Origin of the sequence: Bacillus sp. FSL W8-0848, assembly GCF_038007805.1 — a bacterium.
Classification (GTDB): Bacteria; Bacillota; Bacilli; order Bacillales; family Bacillaceae; genus Bacillus; species Bacillus glycinifermentans.
Map to the genome: position 1 here is coordinate 331,100 of NZ_JBBOYB010000002.1, position 13,474 is coordinate 344,573.

The following is a 13,474-nucleotide window of genomic DNA, read 5'->3' on the forward strand; positions in this document are numbered from 1 at the left end:
CCGTCATATAGATATACCATGAACGGATCGGAGGGATAAAAGATGCCTAATAAGAAACACGATGCGGAGCAAAAGCCGCTCATGTATATTGTACAGCCCGATTATGCTGCGGCTGAAGCAAACATGCAGGACATCCTCATCAAAAGAAAAAAAACGCTAAAACCACGCGCTTCTGAAGATAAGGCAAAGCAAAAGGAAGAACAGCCGGAAGCGCAGAGCCAGCAGGAAAAAGAGATTCCTGAAGAAGTTCGTAACAAGGAAGCGGACAGACCGTCCAAAGGAATAAAGCCGATTAAGAAGCCGCTCAGTAAAATGACGATTAACGAAAAAATCAATTTTTTAACAAGTCTCCCGGTAAATATGCCGAAAACGCTGTGCCTTATTGAAGCAAACGGAAAAACATACAGAGGAACGCTCGTCGCAAAAAAAGGCGAGTCCGTCTTCGTCCGGACTTCAAGCAAAGGCGAGCCGGCTGAACTTGCGATCGACAGCATCACTTCGCTGCACCCGCTCGGCTTTTAATGCCGACAAAAAAAGTCCCGTTCTAGGGACTTTTATGTTGTGCGGTTGATTAATTTCGGATTTAAACATTCGATTGCACAGAAGCATTCCAGATCTACTTCAATACAGAAGTTTGTTTTTTCCAAACGGAACACATCGCATATTTTGTCTTTATCATCCGTGAAATCGAGGATGCGCCGATTTTCGTCAAAGGCGATCAACAGCCTTAGGGTCGCACAGCCGTCATGAACGTTTTCAACTCTGAAAAAAATGGTGCTAAAGCAAGGGCCTGCTTGAAGTTCCCCAATGTTTCCAAAAGCGACGAACGGCTTTGACTTTGACGTAAATATAATAAACGGAATGGTGTCGCCGAGATTGCGAGTAGGAGAAAGCAGATTGCCGAAGCAGCTTGTCGAGCAGCCTCCTTCCTCTTCAATGGCGTTCTGCAGCTCATGAATGCTTTCAACTGCCTCCAATACGCAATTTTCGCCTGAAATGATCGTCATGTTTAAGATCCCTCCTATATCAGGAATTTTCATTTCGTTTCAAAACGGGCCGGACTCTTCTATTGGTAAAAGGAGCTGCCGAGAGCCGGCAGCTTTCGTGAAAGGGGTTTGCACCAAGCCGCTTTCCGGTCATGCGGCTTTCGGTGCACTTCTTGCAATGTTTATCCGTGATTGTTTTTTTGTTCTGCTGCGCGATCTACTAGATCAGGTGACAGACACTGAATCGCGCAGAAACAAGTCAAGTCAACTTCGATGCAAAAGTCCGTTTTTTCAAGCCCGAAAAAGTCAGGATCACAAGGGTGGCAAACGCTTAACGTGTCGCCGTTTATGTCCACAGGCCTCAGGATTGAAAGAGTTGCACAGCAATCTTTTAAACTTTCTGCCCGGAAGAAAATAGATTCAAAGCACTGCATATCATCTGAAAATCCCCCGACATTTCCAAAAGTCGAAAACAGCCCGCCTTTTTTGTCATAAATAAGGAACGGAATCGTGTCTTTTCCGGAAACAGTCGGATTCAGCAGGTTGCCGAAGCAACTTGTCGAGCATGCCGCTGTTTCTTCGACTGCTTCCTGCTCTTCAATAATCTGCTCAACCGCTTCACAAACACAATTTTCATGCCGGCCATGGTTTTTTCCGCAGCTCATGGATTTCAGCTCCTTTATATTAGGATATTTGACTTTAGTCTTTAACAAGATATGTACCCGTACCCTTGTTGGTGTGGGTAATCGTCTATATAAATGAAGAAAAGCAGAGCTGGTTGGCTCTGCTTTTTATATTAGAGAATACCGACAATAAGCGTTGCGATGATAACTGTAAGTGTTTGAACTGCTGTGCTGACCAATGTTGCGACGTCTGTATCTTCTGTTGATACCGTAACATCGCGGGAATTGTCGATCACGAGTTTTTGACGGTTCGTCTGTTTATTTGCTGTTACTTGTAATAGATCTTGTGAGACAAGCTCTGCCAATTCAAAGTCATCGATGATTGCGAGAACGACCGTCACGATCGCCGTCTGAATCGCTGTCAGCACTGATGTGACGACTTGAGTATCCTCTGTAGAGACTCTGATGTCGCAAGAATCTTTAATGATGATGGTTTCATCTGAAAGCTGCTTGTTCAGGTTGAGCTGATCCAATTCCTGGTTGATGAAAGCTTCGTCTTTACCGCATTTGCAATTATAGTCATCACAAATCTGCTTCTTAGGGAATCTCGGATAATACTCGGTTCCCGGATGCTCGCATTCAGGATCAAGCGCTACCCAAGAATATGGTCTTGTTTCCATTTGTTTTCCTCCTTCCATTTACTATTATTAAATGTTTGAAGCTTCGAACTTGTATATGGCAAATACCCTACTCCAAATCCCCATTTTTCTCTTCATTTTCGCCTTTATTTTCTTGCTGTCTTCTTTGTTTCAGCTTTTCTCGCAATTTATTTTTATTTGAACGGTTTCTTTTTCGATTTGCTCGGTCTCCGGAACGCGATGAGGCATCCGGCTGGCTCTTGTTTTGATTTTTCTGCTTTTGCTGCTTAACGACGGCTTCGGACTGCGCTTTTAAGTCATCGAGCATTTTTAGAATGTTGGCTTTTTCATCCTCAGACAGCGTCCGGACATTATCTTTTGAGACCCCGTGTTTTCTAAGGATATTTGACACCAGCGTGTTCATTAACGGGTTGACTTCAGACTTTAGTTTTTCCAGATCTGACAATTGATTCTCACCTCAATTTCTAAAGAATATTAGAAAGAAAGAAGGGGTTAAAGTATGTCAAGTTCTGTTAAAAGAGCGATCAGGACGTCGGTCAAGATTTGGATAGAAACTGCGATTTCCACTGAAGAAAGGGTAATGACAATATTTTTGCTTCCAATGACTTGAATGACCGTTTTTTTTCTGTTTTGCAATTTGTGTACGACAAGAAGTTGTTCCGAGATGAGAGCGGCTGTTTCCGGATCTTCGATTGCCAGCTGCACCGCCAACACAATGATTGTAATCACAATTGCTTGCAGAGAGAGAGCGGCTGTTATGTTTGTCGTGTTTACCGTAACATGTTCCGAATCTACGATTTCAATGAGCTGTTCATAATCCTTGGAAATTTCGTCGAATGTTTCCGTATATAGCGCTTCGGCTTTTTCATGAAACGACATAACTTTCACTCCTTTCTTATCTACACTTTATTAAATGCAAATTAGTTCCATAGCGGAATGAGGAAAACATACAAATCTGCACCCAAATTTGCACAGCGGGACGCTTTGTGATTCATGTTCGCCCCGGGAATCGCATATATTGGAAATCAGACGATTTTTAAGAGGGGGAGACCGGTGATACAAAGCTGGTTTTTATTTGTTCTATTTTCACTTGCGGTGTTTCGGCTGACGCGTCTTATCGTTTTTGACACGATCATGGCTCCATTGCGTAACCTTTTTCACGATGAGGTTGAAGAAAAAGACGAAAAAACGGGGCAGATTGAAACGTACATTGTCATGAAAGGAAAGGGCTTTAGAGCCTGGATCGGCGAGCTGTTAAGCTGCTATTGGTGCACGGGGGTGTGGTGCACAGCGATATTGCTCATTCTGTATGCACTCATCCCGACCGCAGCCGAATGGCTGATCCTGCTCCTTGCCATCGCAGGCTTTGCCGGGGTGCTTGAAACGCTCGTGTCGAAGTGGCTTTAGCTGATTGGGGGTTTATCACAGCAACTTATAAAAAGAGTAGTCATATAATACGGATATACGAATGAGAAAGGAAGGAATGGACATGAGACAAGTGAAAAGGCGGCAACAAGGCCGGACAACGAGTGCTTCCAAAAACAATCAATCTTTCTCAAAAAAAGTGAAGAAAAAAGGCTGCGGATGCGGCAAAAAGAGAAGTGCCCAATAAGTTTTTCAAAAAAAGCCGGAAAAGATCCGGTTTTTTTGTTTCCGATTTTTCTCTTTTCGCATACATAATCATGAGGAGGAGAATCCTGAGTGAATATGTTTGAACAGCTGATGGAATCGATTCACCGCAAGCATGATCAATATCAGGCGGAACATGATCGGATCATAAAGAAGCAGCAGAAGGAATTGAATCGTTTTGACCGCAATGCAGAACAGTTTGGAGAACAAATCGAACAGTTTTCAGAGCATGCTGAAACATGGATGGAAGAGGACGGGCGGTTACCGGGCGTTTTTAAATAATCCACACAAGCCCTATGCATCTATCCAAGCGAAACCTATCAACTAACATATGGTATAGGGAAGAAAAGGAGGTGCTTTTGATGGGTTTTTCATGTGGAAGCTGCTTCGGTTTTGGAAGCTGCTATGGCGGCTATGGTTATGGAGGCTATGGCGGTTACGGCTCAACCTTTGTCTTAATCGTCGTTTTATTCATTCTTCTCATCATTGTCGGGGCTTCTTTTAGGTACTAATTTTTGAAAAGAAGAGAGTGAAGGGCGAACCGCCCGCGGCTCTCTTCTTTCAAAAGCAATGAATGGATAGGCACAGAGAGGTTCCGGAGGGCATATGATAGCGTATGACTCCACAAAAGGAGGAAGGAATATGGACAATCAATTTTTCAAAAACATTGAAAAGAAAACGGGCGTCAAAATGGCGGACGTGATGCAATTGGCAAACTCTTTGCAAAACGCCAACTTCAAGGACGAAAATACGGTCAGAGGCGTCATTAAACGCGTCGCTCAATTAGCCAATAAACGGGTTCCAAAAGAAATGGAAGATAAGATTGTCAAGTCGATTGTTAGCGGAAAAGAAAAATTGGATTTCAATACGATCTCAAAAATGATGAACAATAAAAAATAAACACCGCGCCTTCCAATCAAGGAGGGCACGGTGTTTATTTTTTATCGGGGGATTGCGGCTTTCGGCTGCTGTTTTTTCAGAATCGGCTGTAAAAACCTTGAACGGTATGCAGTTCTGCCTCTCCTGACCGATGGAACGCTGATGTACAGGTTTTCTTCAGCTCTGGTCATCGCGACATAAAGGAGCCTTCTTTCTTCTTCCAAAGCGGATTCGTCTCCTTTTCTCGCCGTTTCTAATGCGAAATCATGGGGAAGCGAACCATCGGCCGCTCCTAAAAGGTAGACGGTATTGAATTCAAGGCCTTTTGCACGGTGGATTGTCAAAAGCTGAACTCCGCTTCCGTCAGGTTTATTTTTTTCAGCTGCTCTCATATGGTCAACATGTGCGAGAAACTCCGGAATCGTCTTGAATCGCTTTGCAGCTGTTTTCAAATCGCGCAGGTCATCTGAGCCTTTTTCAAGCTTGTTTCCCTCGTTGCCGCGTTTTTTCAGATATTCGGAAAAACCCATCTTTTCCTCGGCAAACGTGATCGCTTCAACAGGTTTCATCGTTTTTAAACCGTGGAAAAAGGGAACGATTTTTTTGATTTTTTCAAGCTGGAATGATTTGATGCCGGTCAATTTTACAAGCGCCTGAACCATCGTACAATCCTCTGTGATCGAGAGCGCCTTGAGCGTATTTAAGGCCGACTGCTTTAAAAAGAGAACAGGCAAAAGCTGTTTGACCGCTTCCGGATCGTCTTCATTCTGGCTTAAGTACAAATAGCTGAGGATCTGCCTGACGACTCTCCTGCTGTAGAATGACTGGACGCCCTGTTCCGCCGTATAGGGAATCGCTGACTGGTGAAGGCGTTCATAGATGGCGCGGCCGCCGCTGTTTGTCCGGTATAGAACCGCGAAATCCTCCGGTTTTGCGCCCATCTTGATTTTCTCCTGGATGTCGGAGACGACCATGATCGCTTCCTCTTCTTCATCATATGGATAAAATAAGAGCGGTTTTTTGGCATCGTCCTTTACGGCTTCCAACCTTTTGGGCCGGCGTTGTTTGTTTCTTTCGACGACTGCCTCGGCGCTTGCGACAATCGGGTGGCTCGACCTGTAGTTCGTCGTCAGGTGAACCGTTTTAGCATCCGTAAAATCCTTTTCAAAATCAAGAATAAAAGACGGACTACTGCCCCTGAACGCATAAATCGACTGATCATCATCACCGACGCAGGTGATGTTGTTCTCCGGGCTGGCAAGCAGCTTGATGATCTCGTATTGGACAGGATTGATATCCTGAAACTCATCGATTAAAATCGCGTGAAACCGCGCTTGATACATTTGCAGCACATCAGGTCGGTCCTTGAACAGCTCATAGCATGCTGATGCCATATCGTCAAAATCGAATTGGCTGCGGGATTTCTTTTGCTGCTCATAATGCAGGTACAGCCGGTGCACGCGCTTTTCCCATTCGTCCTCAAGCGGGATGCGCTCTCCGGGCAGATAGGCGTTTTTCCAGTAGCCGATCTGCTGAAGCGCCTGGTCGATTGGAAAATCCTTTTCATCAAGACCTTCTTCGGCAAGCGCCATTTTGAGGTACTGCTCTTTTTGCCAGTCCCATTTCAGCAGGTGTTCCCCGTTCCATTTCGCCGGGTCGTGGTGATAAAGAATTTTATAAAAAAGGCTGTGGAATGTCCCCGTTACCAGGCGGCTTACGGTCTGCCGCGCCAAGCCGTATTGCGAGGCCATCCGCTCCTTCATTTCCTTCACCGCTTTTGTGGTAAACGTAACGAGCAGGATAGCTGACGGCGGTACGTCGAAATGTGACATCATATAAGCGGCCCTTGCCGTTAATACGCGTGTCTTCCCGCTTCCTGCGCCGGCCAGCACGAGAAGGGGGCCTTCTTGTATGGAAACGGCCTCAGACTGTTTTTCGTTTAAAGGGACATTCGGAAAAATCGGCTCAGGTTCGGTTTCCGTTTGCGGAGAAAAGCGCTTGTGAACCGCCGCTTCCTGCGGAGGCATCCAAGCATCGGCCGTTTCCCGTACTTTCCCGGCAATCGATTTTCCTTTCGGCAGGCGGAACACGCCGCTTTCTGTGTAGTCCGCTTCTTGTTTCGGCTGCTCCTCACCGCACGCCGCTTCGCATTTGGAAAAGTCTCCGCTGTCCCTGTGAAAAAAATGCGGTTCTTCATGAATCGTCAATTTCAAGCGCAGCGGCAGACCGCAATTTTTACATGTGATCTGATCTTTTTTTGCCTCTTCAAAAAGGAATTGAAGGTGTTCTCTCGAATATGTATGTATATGAATGTCTTTGTTATTCAATCGGGCGCATTTCAAAAAGAAGTCCCTCCGGTAATAGGTAGTTGTCTTCTTGTGAGACAACGTCTATCATATCAAATGAAAACCATTTAAAACAGTAGATTTTTGGGAATCGGAGCGCAGGGAGGAGATAAGATGGGTTATCTGCCGCCGGTTTATCATGATCAGTATACACAGTACGCCAACCGCAGCGTCAGCCGGAAAGCCGATTATGCATCTATTCAAAAAACGGCTCGGGTGCCGAGCGAGAGGGCTTACCGCGAAGTGGAAAAAAGAGTCGAAAACGAGGCCTCTGCAGAAAGAAGCATGCAGGAAAAGAAACGGAAAAAAGGGTTGAACCGCCGAATCGCAGACAAGAAAAAGAGGGGCCGTTATGTAAATGAATCGGTTTAATGTATGTTCGATTTAAAGCTGAAAACCCCGGCCGCCGCCGGGGTTTTCATTATTTTTTACGCAGCTTTTTGAATCCGAAATATAAAATGATTAATGCTGCTGCGCCAAACATGATCGGAGTCGTATACGTTTTGGCCACATTTTCGACATGATCCCAACGGCTTCCAAGCTGTATCCCGAGATAAACAAATAAAATCGACCACGGGATGATCGCGATTACGGTCAAGCCGACGAATTTCAAAAGCGGCATTTTGGCGATGCCCGCCGGAATGGAGATGGCATGGCGGACCACCGGGATAAAGCGGGCAGAAAACACAACTCCGGCTCCGTATTTCTCGAACCATTTTTCCGCCGTTTCGATATGATGTTTTTGGATCAATAAGTATTTTCCGTATTTATATAAAAACGGACGTCCGCCGTAATAACCGATCCAGTACAGAAACATCTGGGCGATCGTTCCGCCGATGACGCCTGCGATGATGGCTCCGGTAAATGTGATGGAGCCGTTTGATACCATATACCCCCCGTATGCCAGCACGATTTCGCTCGGGATGATTTCAATCATTAAACCAATCGCTATCCCGAGGTAGCCGAGATCGGTCAGCCACATTAAAATGTCGTTCACTATGCTTCCCATTTTCGTTTTTTCACCCTGCCTTTACGATTCATCAGCCGAACTTTGGAAATAACGGCAGGGACTCCTGCCGTTTGCGACGGGAAACAAGCGAATGTCAAAACCCGCTTGGATGCGTCGTATGCCACTCCCACGCGCTTTGAATAATGGTTTGTAAATCGCTGTATTTCGGCTTCCATCCGGTATGCTCCTGAAGCGCCCGGCTGTCCGCCACAAGCACAGGCGGATCGCCCGCTCTGCGCTTGTCCGTTTGCTTTGGTATGTTTCGTTCCGTGATCGTTTCAGATGTTTCAATCATTTCTTTCACGGAATGTCCGGCCCCTGTCCCTACATTATAAACATTTTGCACCAGTCTGTCTTCATACAGGGCACCTAATGCCGACAAATGAGCCGCGGCCAGATCGAGAACGTGTATATAATCCCTGATGCATGTTCCGTCAGGCGTCGGATAATCGTCTCCAAAGATTGAGATTTTTTCCCTATGGCCCAATGCCGTCTGCAGGATGAGAGGAATGAGGTGGCTTTCTGGATCGTGGTCTTCGCCGATGAATCCGTCCAGAGCTGCACCGGCCGCATTGAAATAGCGGAGAGCCGCCCACTTGACATTATGCCTTTTTCCGACCCAGTGCAAATATTTTTCGATCATCAGCTTCGATTCGCCGTAAGGGTTAACCGGTTCAAGCAGGGCGGTTTCCCGAATCGGCTTGTCCCCTGTGATGCCGTAGACGGCTGCTGTCGATGAAAACACGATGTGTTTAACGCCTTCCTGTATGATCGTTTCAAAGAATGAACAAGATTTGATCGTGTTTTCCCTGAAGTAGAGTTCGGGTTTTTCGATCGATTCAGATACGAGGCTTTTCGCCGCAAAATGGATAACGGCATCGATGTTGTGCTTTCGGATGATCGATTTGACCAGGCCGCAGTCGCTGATATCGCCCTCGTAAAAGTGAGGAGTATGGACGGCTTCCCGATGCCCCGTGGACAGGTTATCGAGGACGACAGCCGTGATGTTGCGATTTTTCAATTCAAGGACGGTATGGCTTCCGATATATCCGGCTCCTCCGGTCACGAGCACTGATTTCATTGTAAAGCTCCTTTCTGCGTTTCTTTCATAAGGACATTCTCGAGATAAGTTAACAGTTTTGGCCGCAGTTCGTTTTGCATGAGCCCGATTTCCATGCTTGCTTTAAAACATCCGAGTTTGTCGCCGATATCGAATCTGCTGCCTTCCAATTGACGGGCATAAATGCTCCGCTCCCGGCAAATCGTCCTTAATGCGTCTGTCAGCTGTATTTCATTTCCCGCGCCTTTTGGGGTCCGCTCAAGGACCCGGAAGATGGAAGGCTCTAAAACATAGCGGCCCATGACGGCGATATTCGAAGGCGCCTGCCGGACATCCGGTTTTTCCACCAAATCTTCAATGTCATATACTTTATTTTTTTGGGTGGATGTCTGAATGATCCCGTATTTCGAGACATCGGCCGCGTCGACAGTCTGAACGCCGATGACAGTTGTTTTGTATTCCTGATAGACGTCGATCAGCTGCTGCAATGCCGGTTTTTCCGATACCATGATGTCGTCGCCGAGCAGGACGGCAAACGGCTCATCATCGATGAAATGCCGTGCCGACAGCACCGCGTGTCCGAGTCCGAGGGGCTCTTTTTGACGGATATAATGGATGTTGGCCATATCGGCAATCGTCTGAATTTCTTTCAGCAGCTCGTGTTTTCCTTTGCTTTGCAGATTTTGTTCAAGCTCGACAGACCGGTCAAAATGGTCTTCGATCGAGCGTTTGTTTCTCCCTGTGATAATCAAAATATCCTTTATGCCGGACTGGACGGCTTCCTCCACGATGTATTGAATGGCCGGTTTATCGACGATCGGCAGCATTTCCTTAGGCTGCGCTTTTGTCGCCGGCAAAAATCTTGTTCCTAATCCAGCAGCGGGAATGACGGCTTTTTTTATTTTCATCATTATTCACTCCTATACATTTGTATTCTTATGAATCTATTTCCGGCTCCTGAAACACCCAAAGGCGGTTCCCGATAAAATTGATCACCATTCCTCCGACCGTTGCAGTCACTTTGCTGGAAACGAGGGACAGGCCCGCTTTTTGAAGGCCGTACAGCAGCAGAAAGATGATTCCTGAAGCTGCCAGGTTGATGATGAGAAAGCGGATGATCTCCTGCCCGCAGACTTTTTCTTTTACCCGAAATGTCCACGTCCGATTCCAGATATAGCTGTTTAAGATGCCGGCCGTATATGAACAAACCTGTGCAATCAGGTAGGGGACGTTCAGCGCCGTAAGCAGGAAAAATACTCCGCAATCTATGAGCGTGTTTCCGATTCCGACCGTGCCGAAACGCAGCAATGTGACGAGTTTCTTTTTCATAACGGCATTCGATGTTTACCTCCCAACCGAAGAAACGGGCTGTTTTTAGGCCGTTTCTAAAACTTACAAATAACCTTAAATGATAATGTTGAATAAACGTTAAACAAAAGATGAACAAACTATGAAAAATGGGGAGAGGGGAAAAGAAAAAACCGCTCCATCTCGGATGGAACGGTTCTGTGATATAGCGTGACCGGCGCTTACAGAGGCTGGCCTTTAACCATTTTGACGTGCGGAATATTCGCGTCTAAAAATTCTTCGGAAACGACACGGTAGCCGTGTTTTTCGTAAAAAGGAACGGCTTGTGTCTGGGCGTTCAGCATAAATTGGGAGGCGCCGAGCTTTTTCGCTTCGTTTTCGAGCGCCTCCATAATCAGGTTGCCGACGCCCGAAGAGCGGTAGTTTTGCAAGACGCAGATTCTTTCAAGCTTTCCATAGCCGTCGACGATGCGAAGGCGGCCGGCACCGATCGGCGCTTTTCCGTCATAGATGACGAGATGTGAAGATTCCTGATCAAGATGATCCATTTCTTCTTCAGGTGATACGTTTTGTTCTTTAATAAATACTTCCGTTCGAACGAAAAAAGCGTCTTTTAGCTGCTGATCATTCTTGACGATGACAGATTCCAATTGTTTTCTTCACACTCCTAAAATAAATGTTTCATAGACGGTCCAAGAGCCGTTATCCAACTGATAAAGCAGGTGAAAGCGGTCGATGACTTCTTCATGGGCCGCGTCTTGCATCTTAAGCGTTCCAAGCACATCGGAATGCTCGTCATCGGAAAGGTTTTGGGCAATCGTCACATGGGGAACAAAAGCATACTCCGGCTTGCCTTCCAAAACACCGCTGTACATTTTTTCGTGCAGCTCGGTTAATTCCCGTGTCGGTTCCGCTTTCATATAAATCACATTATTAACCGGGGCAAAAGAGCTGAACTTTGTAATTTTCAGCGTGACCGGCGCCATCTCTTTTGAAAGCTCCCTCAGGTGTGCAACGACTTTGGCGATGTCTTCTTCAGATGATTCAAATGGCGCTCTTAATGTGAGATGAGGCGGGATTAAGGCGTAATTCGGATCATAGCGTTTCCGGTAGGAATTTGCAATGTCCTGAAGTTTTTTTGATGGAAATAACACAATACCGTATTTCATTTTGTTCCCTCCTTAGACAATTTGTATGGTCTTAGTATAACAAAGATAGGCTTTTATTCGGAGAGCTAGAGCATTTTTTTTAAAGCGGGTGTGATTAAAGGCTGCCAGTATGTCCATTTATGGTCTCCGTCGAATGCTTCAAAGTGATAGTTCGTGTTCTTTTTTTGAAGCAGTTCTTTCAGCTGTTCATTAGGACCCGTGAAATCGAGTATCTGGTCGTCCGTCGTTTTGACCTCGGTCTCTTTTATGCCGATTTGATGATAGATCGAAATGAGCTGCAGGGAATCGGCGTCCGCAACTTTTTCAAGCACATGACTGTCGACGTAAGGTGACTGCATGATGACGTTTCCAAACATATTCGGATACTCGAGAGCTGTCATGAGGGAGACCGTCGCCCCGAGGGAATCTCCGATCAGCGTCCTGCCCGATCCGACTTGAAATGTCGGATACTCGCGGTCTGTGAAAGGAACCAGCTCATGAGCCAAAAAGCGTTTATAAGCTTCAAATTTCGTTCCCTCCGGATGGTATGTACGCCTTCTTTCCTGCACGTTTTTGTAAGGGACGCCGATCACGATGCACCGTTCGATCTCACCGTTTTTTATCAGCTCTTCGATCTGCCGGCTGATGCGCCCGAGCCGGAAATAGTCGTGACCATCCTGGGCGATGATAACGTGATATTTGTAGAGCGGGGAATAGCTGGCTGGCAAATAAACCAAAAGCTCCATTTCTTCGCCAAGCTCTTCCGAAAAAAGCGTTTTTTCCTGAATGACTCCTGTTTTTATGGCCAAGATGAACTCCTCCAGAAAGTAGGTTGTTAACGTTTCCATACATTGTAACACGAATGGCGCGAAAATTCTCTTTATAAGTGTCTTTTTCGGCAGGTTCCATAGGTCCCGCTTGTTTAGCTTTTCTTTTCATACCAGGGGGCGGAAGGTCTTTCCGCAGGATAGCCGTATTGTTCACGGTATCTTTTTCTGTCAGCAGTGAAGTCCCACCAGTTTTTGACGCTGCCACGATGATTGGCGTGATGGACGATGCATCGCAAGGAATCCTCTACACAAGGGTCTTCCCAGCAGCCTTTAAGTTCTTCCAAACGGTTTAGCAAATCAGCGCCTGTTTCATTCTTTATGTCATCAAGAGAATAAAAGCCGAGATCAACGGCACATTGGGCCATCTTCGGCCCAATTGAAGGAACCGTTTGAAACTGGGCGAGCGCTTTTATGTATTCCGCCCGATCTAGAGGGGAGCCGAGCGTCTTGGCAAGGTCTGCAATCTCCATCTCTGCCGTATCTTTTAATTTTATCTTGGCGGCCCTTAAGTTGGCCCGTTCATGATTTGTCAAAGGGAGTTTCATATATTCACCTCTTTTACATTCCTAACACGGATATAAACTGAGTTGAATCGCTTTTTTCCTCTATCCACGTTTGAAATTCGGAGATCATTGAGATCAGCTGTTTGATGTTTGCTTGATGGTTTTCCAAAAACTCTTCCTCCGAGTAAACGAACGGAAACCCTAAAACATCTTTCAATGAATGCGGGTCGGGATCATTGATTAAATATTGCTTCATTACTTCAAATTCCTTCATAATCAACTTCCAAGTATCTGTATCCATTTCATTGAAAGCAAAATAATCGAATGGTTTATAGCACTTTTCAAAGGCTGGCATCATATAGCCGAAGTTGTCTTCTGTAAAGTAAATCGAAGACGTGTTCCAACACTTGCCCCGGTATTTATCCGGAAGAATCTCTATGTAACAAGAGCCTTCGAGGGCATCCGTACCATAAATGATTTCTATCATTTTATCAC

At 45.9% G+C, this 13,474-nt stretch carries 21 protein-coding genes; 6 read left to right on the forward strand and 15 right to left on the reverse strand.

All coding sequences use genetic code 11. The features are described from left to right. Positions 1 to 42 precede the first annotated feature (42 nt). The gene (locus NSQ39_RS22435; protein ID WP_175076137.1) at positions 43 to 522 is read left to right on the forward strand and encodes a CotO family spore coat protein; all 480 of its coding nucleotides are present in this window, start codon (positions 43 to 45) and stop codon (positions 520 to 522) included. Between the two features lie 32 nt (positions 523 to 554). Here NSQ39_RS22435 and NSQ39_RS22440 read toward each other — a convergent pair whose 3' ends face one another. From NSQ39_RS22440 to NSQ39_RS22460, 5 genes are all read right to left on the reverse strand, one after another. Next, positions 555 to 1,007, reverse strand: a complete 453-nt coding sequence (locus NSQ39_RS22440) for a CotY/CotZ family spore coat protein (protein ID WP_175076136.1) — start codon at positions 1,005 to 1,007, stop codon at positions 555 to 557. Positions 1,008 to 1,168: 161 nt separating this feature from the next. Beyond that, complete coding sequence (locus tag NSQ39_RS22445; protein WP_046131187.1) at positions 1,169 to 1,651, reverse strand: CotY/CotZ family spore coat protein; 483 nt, start codon at positions 1,649 to 1,651, stop codon at positions 1,169 to 1,171. Positions 1,652 to 1,782: 131 nt separating this feature from the next. Further along, positions 1,783 to 2,289 (reverse strand): spore coat protein, encoded by a 507-nt coding sequence (locus NSQ39_RS22450; protein ID WP_046131186.1) that lies wholly within the window; start codon positions 2,287 to 2,289, stop codon positions 1,783 to 1,785. A 67-nt stretch (positions 2,290 to 2,356) separates the two neighbouring features. Beyond that, entirely contained in the window at positions 2,357 to 2,713 is a 357-nt protein-coding gene (locus NSQ39_RS22455; protein ID WP_046131185.1) for a hypothetical protein, read from the reverse strand. 47 nt (positions 2,714 to 2,760) lie between these two features. Then, entirely contained in the window at positions 2,761 to 3,147 is a 387-nt protein-coding gene (locus NSQ39_RS22460) for a spore coat protein (protein ID WP_046131184.1), read from the reverse strand. Between the two features lie 174 nt (positions 3,148 to 3,321). On the opposite strand from NSQ39_RS22460, the gene NSQ39_RS22465 reads away from it, so the two are divergent. From NSQ39_RS22465 to NSQ39_RS22480, 4 genes are all read left to right on the forward strand, one after another. Then, positions 3,322 to 3,675: a DUF1360 domain-containing protein gene (locus NSQ39_RS22465; protein WP_309245921.1), complete on the forward strand. Its 354-nt coding sequence runs from the start codon at positions 3,322 to 3,324 to the stop codon at positions 3,673 to 3,675. A gap of 300 nt (positions 3,676 to 3,975) precedes the next feature. Continuing rightward, positions 3,976 to 4,179 carry a hypothetical protein gene (locus tag NSQ39_RS22470; protein ID WP_202049304.1) on the forward strand — a complete coding sequence of 68 codons (204 nt, stop codon included), beginning with the start codon at positions 3,976 to 3,978 and terminating at the stop codon, positions 4,177 to 4,179. Positions 4,180 to 4,259: 80 nt separating this feature from the next. Next, the gene (locus NSQ39_RS22475; RefSeq protein ID WP_052948531.1) at positions 4,260 to 4,409 is read left to right on the forward strand and encodes a YjcZ family sporulation protein; all 150 of its coding nucleotides are present in this window, start codon (positions 4,260 to 4,262) and stop codon (positions 4,407 to 4,409) included. A 130-nt stretch (positions 4,410 to 4,539) separates the two neighbouring features. Next, a complete protein-coding gene (locus tag NSQ39_RS22480; protein WP_046131181.1) occupies positions 4,540 to 4,797 on the forward strand; it encodes a stage VI sporulation protein F in 258 nt (85 codons plus the stop codon). Between the two features lie 41 nt (positions 4,798 to 4,838). Here NSQ39_RS22480 and NSQ39_RS22485 read toward each other — a convergent pair whose 3' ends face one another. After that, positions 4,839 to 7,118, reverse strand: coding sequence for an ATP-dependent helicase (locus NSQ39_RS22485; RefSeq protein WP_341017470.1), 2,280 nt, complete (start codon positions 7,116 to 7,118; stop codon positions 4,839 to 4,841). Positions 7,119 to 7,235: 117 nt separating this feature from the next. Here NSQ39_RS22485 and NSQ39_RS22490 point away from each other — a divergent pair, with 117 nt between their 5' ends. Next, complete coding sequence (locus NSQ39_RS22490; protein ID WP_046131179.1) at positions 7,236 to 7,493, forward strand: hypothetical protein; 258 nt, start codon at positions 7,236 to 7,238, stop codon at positions 7,491 to 7,493. A gap of 49 nt (positions 7,494 to 7,542) precedes the next feature. On the opposite strand, the gene NSQ39_RS22495 is transcribed toward NSQ39_RS22490, so the two are convergent. From NSQ39_RS22495 to NSQ39_RS22535, 9 genes are all read right to left on the reverse strand, one after another. Then, complete coding sequence (locus tag NSQ39_RS22495) at positions 7,543 to 8,130, reverse strand: DedA family protein (protein ID WP_046131178.1); 588 nt, start codon at positions 8,128 to 8,130, stop codon at positions 7,543 to 7,545. A 94-nt stretch (positions 8,131 to 8,224) separates the two neighbouring features. After that, the gene (galE, locus tag NSQ39_RS22500) at positions 8,225 to 9,211 is read right to left on the reverse strand and encodes a UDP-glucose 4-epimerase GalE (RefSeq protein WP_341017473.1); all 987 of its coding nucleotides are present in this window, start codon (positions 9,209 to 9,211) and stop codon (positions 8,225 to 8,227) included. Further along, positions 9,208 to 10,098: a UTP--glucose-1-phosphate uridylyltransferase GalU gene (gene galU / locus NSQ39_RS22505; protein ID WP_302052214.1), complete on the reverse strand. Its 891-nt coding sequence runs from the start codon at positions 10,096 to 10,098 to the stop codon at positions 9,208 to 9,210. Before galU ends, galE begins: the two co-directional genes overlap by 4 nt. Positions 10,099 to 10,126: 28 nt before the next feature. Further along, positions 10,127 to 10,519 (reverse strand): GtrA family protein, encoded by a 393-nt coding sequence (locus NSQ39_RS22510; protein WP_216899204.1) that lies wholly within the window; start codon positions 10,517 to 10,519, stop codon positions 10,127 to 10,129. 200 nt (positions 10,520 to 10,719) lie between these two features. Beyond that, positions 10,720 to 11,148, reverse strand: coding sequence for a GNAT family N-acetyltransferase (locus NSQ39_RS22515; RefSeq protein ID WP_216899201.1), 429 nt, complete (start codon positions 11,146 to 11,148; stop codon positions 10,720 to 10,722). A 9-nt stretch (positions 11,149 to 11,157) separates the two neighbouring features. Next, complete coding sequence (locus NSQ39_RS22520; RefSeq protein ID WP_216899199.1) at positions 11,158 to 11,667, reverse strand: YjcG family protein; 510 nt, start codon at positions 11,665 to 11,667, stop codon at positions 11,158 to 11,160. A 65-nt stretch (positions 11,668 to 11,732) separates the two neighbouring features. Beyond that, a complete protein-coding gene (locus tag NSQ39_RS22525; protein WP_216899197.1) occupies positions 11,733 to 12,455 on the reverse strand; it encodes an esterase family protein in 723 nt (240 codons plus the stop codon). 113 nt (positions 12,456 to 12,568) lie between these two features. Then, entirely contained in the window at positions 12,569 to 13,021 is a 453-nt protein-coding gene (locus NSQ39_RS22530) for a helix-hairpin-helix domain-containing protein (protein ID WP_216899195.1), read from the reverse strand. Positions 13,022 to 13,034: 13 nt separating this feature from the next. Beyond that, complete coding sequence (locus NSQ39_RS22535) at positions 13,035 to 13,466, reverse strand: hypothetical protein (RefSeq protein WP_175076125.1); 432 nt, start codon at positions 13,464 to 13,466, stop codon at positions 13,035 to 13,037. Positions 13,467 to 13,474: the final 8 nt, after the last annotated feature.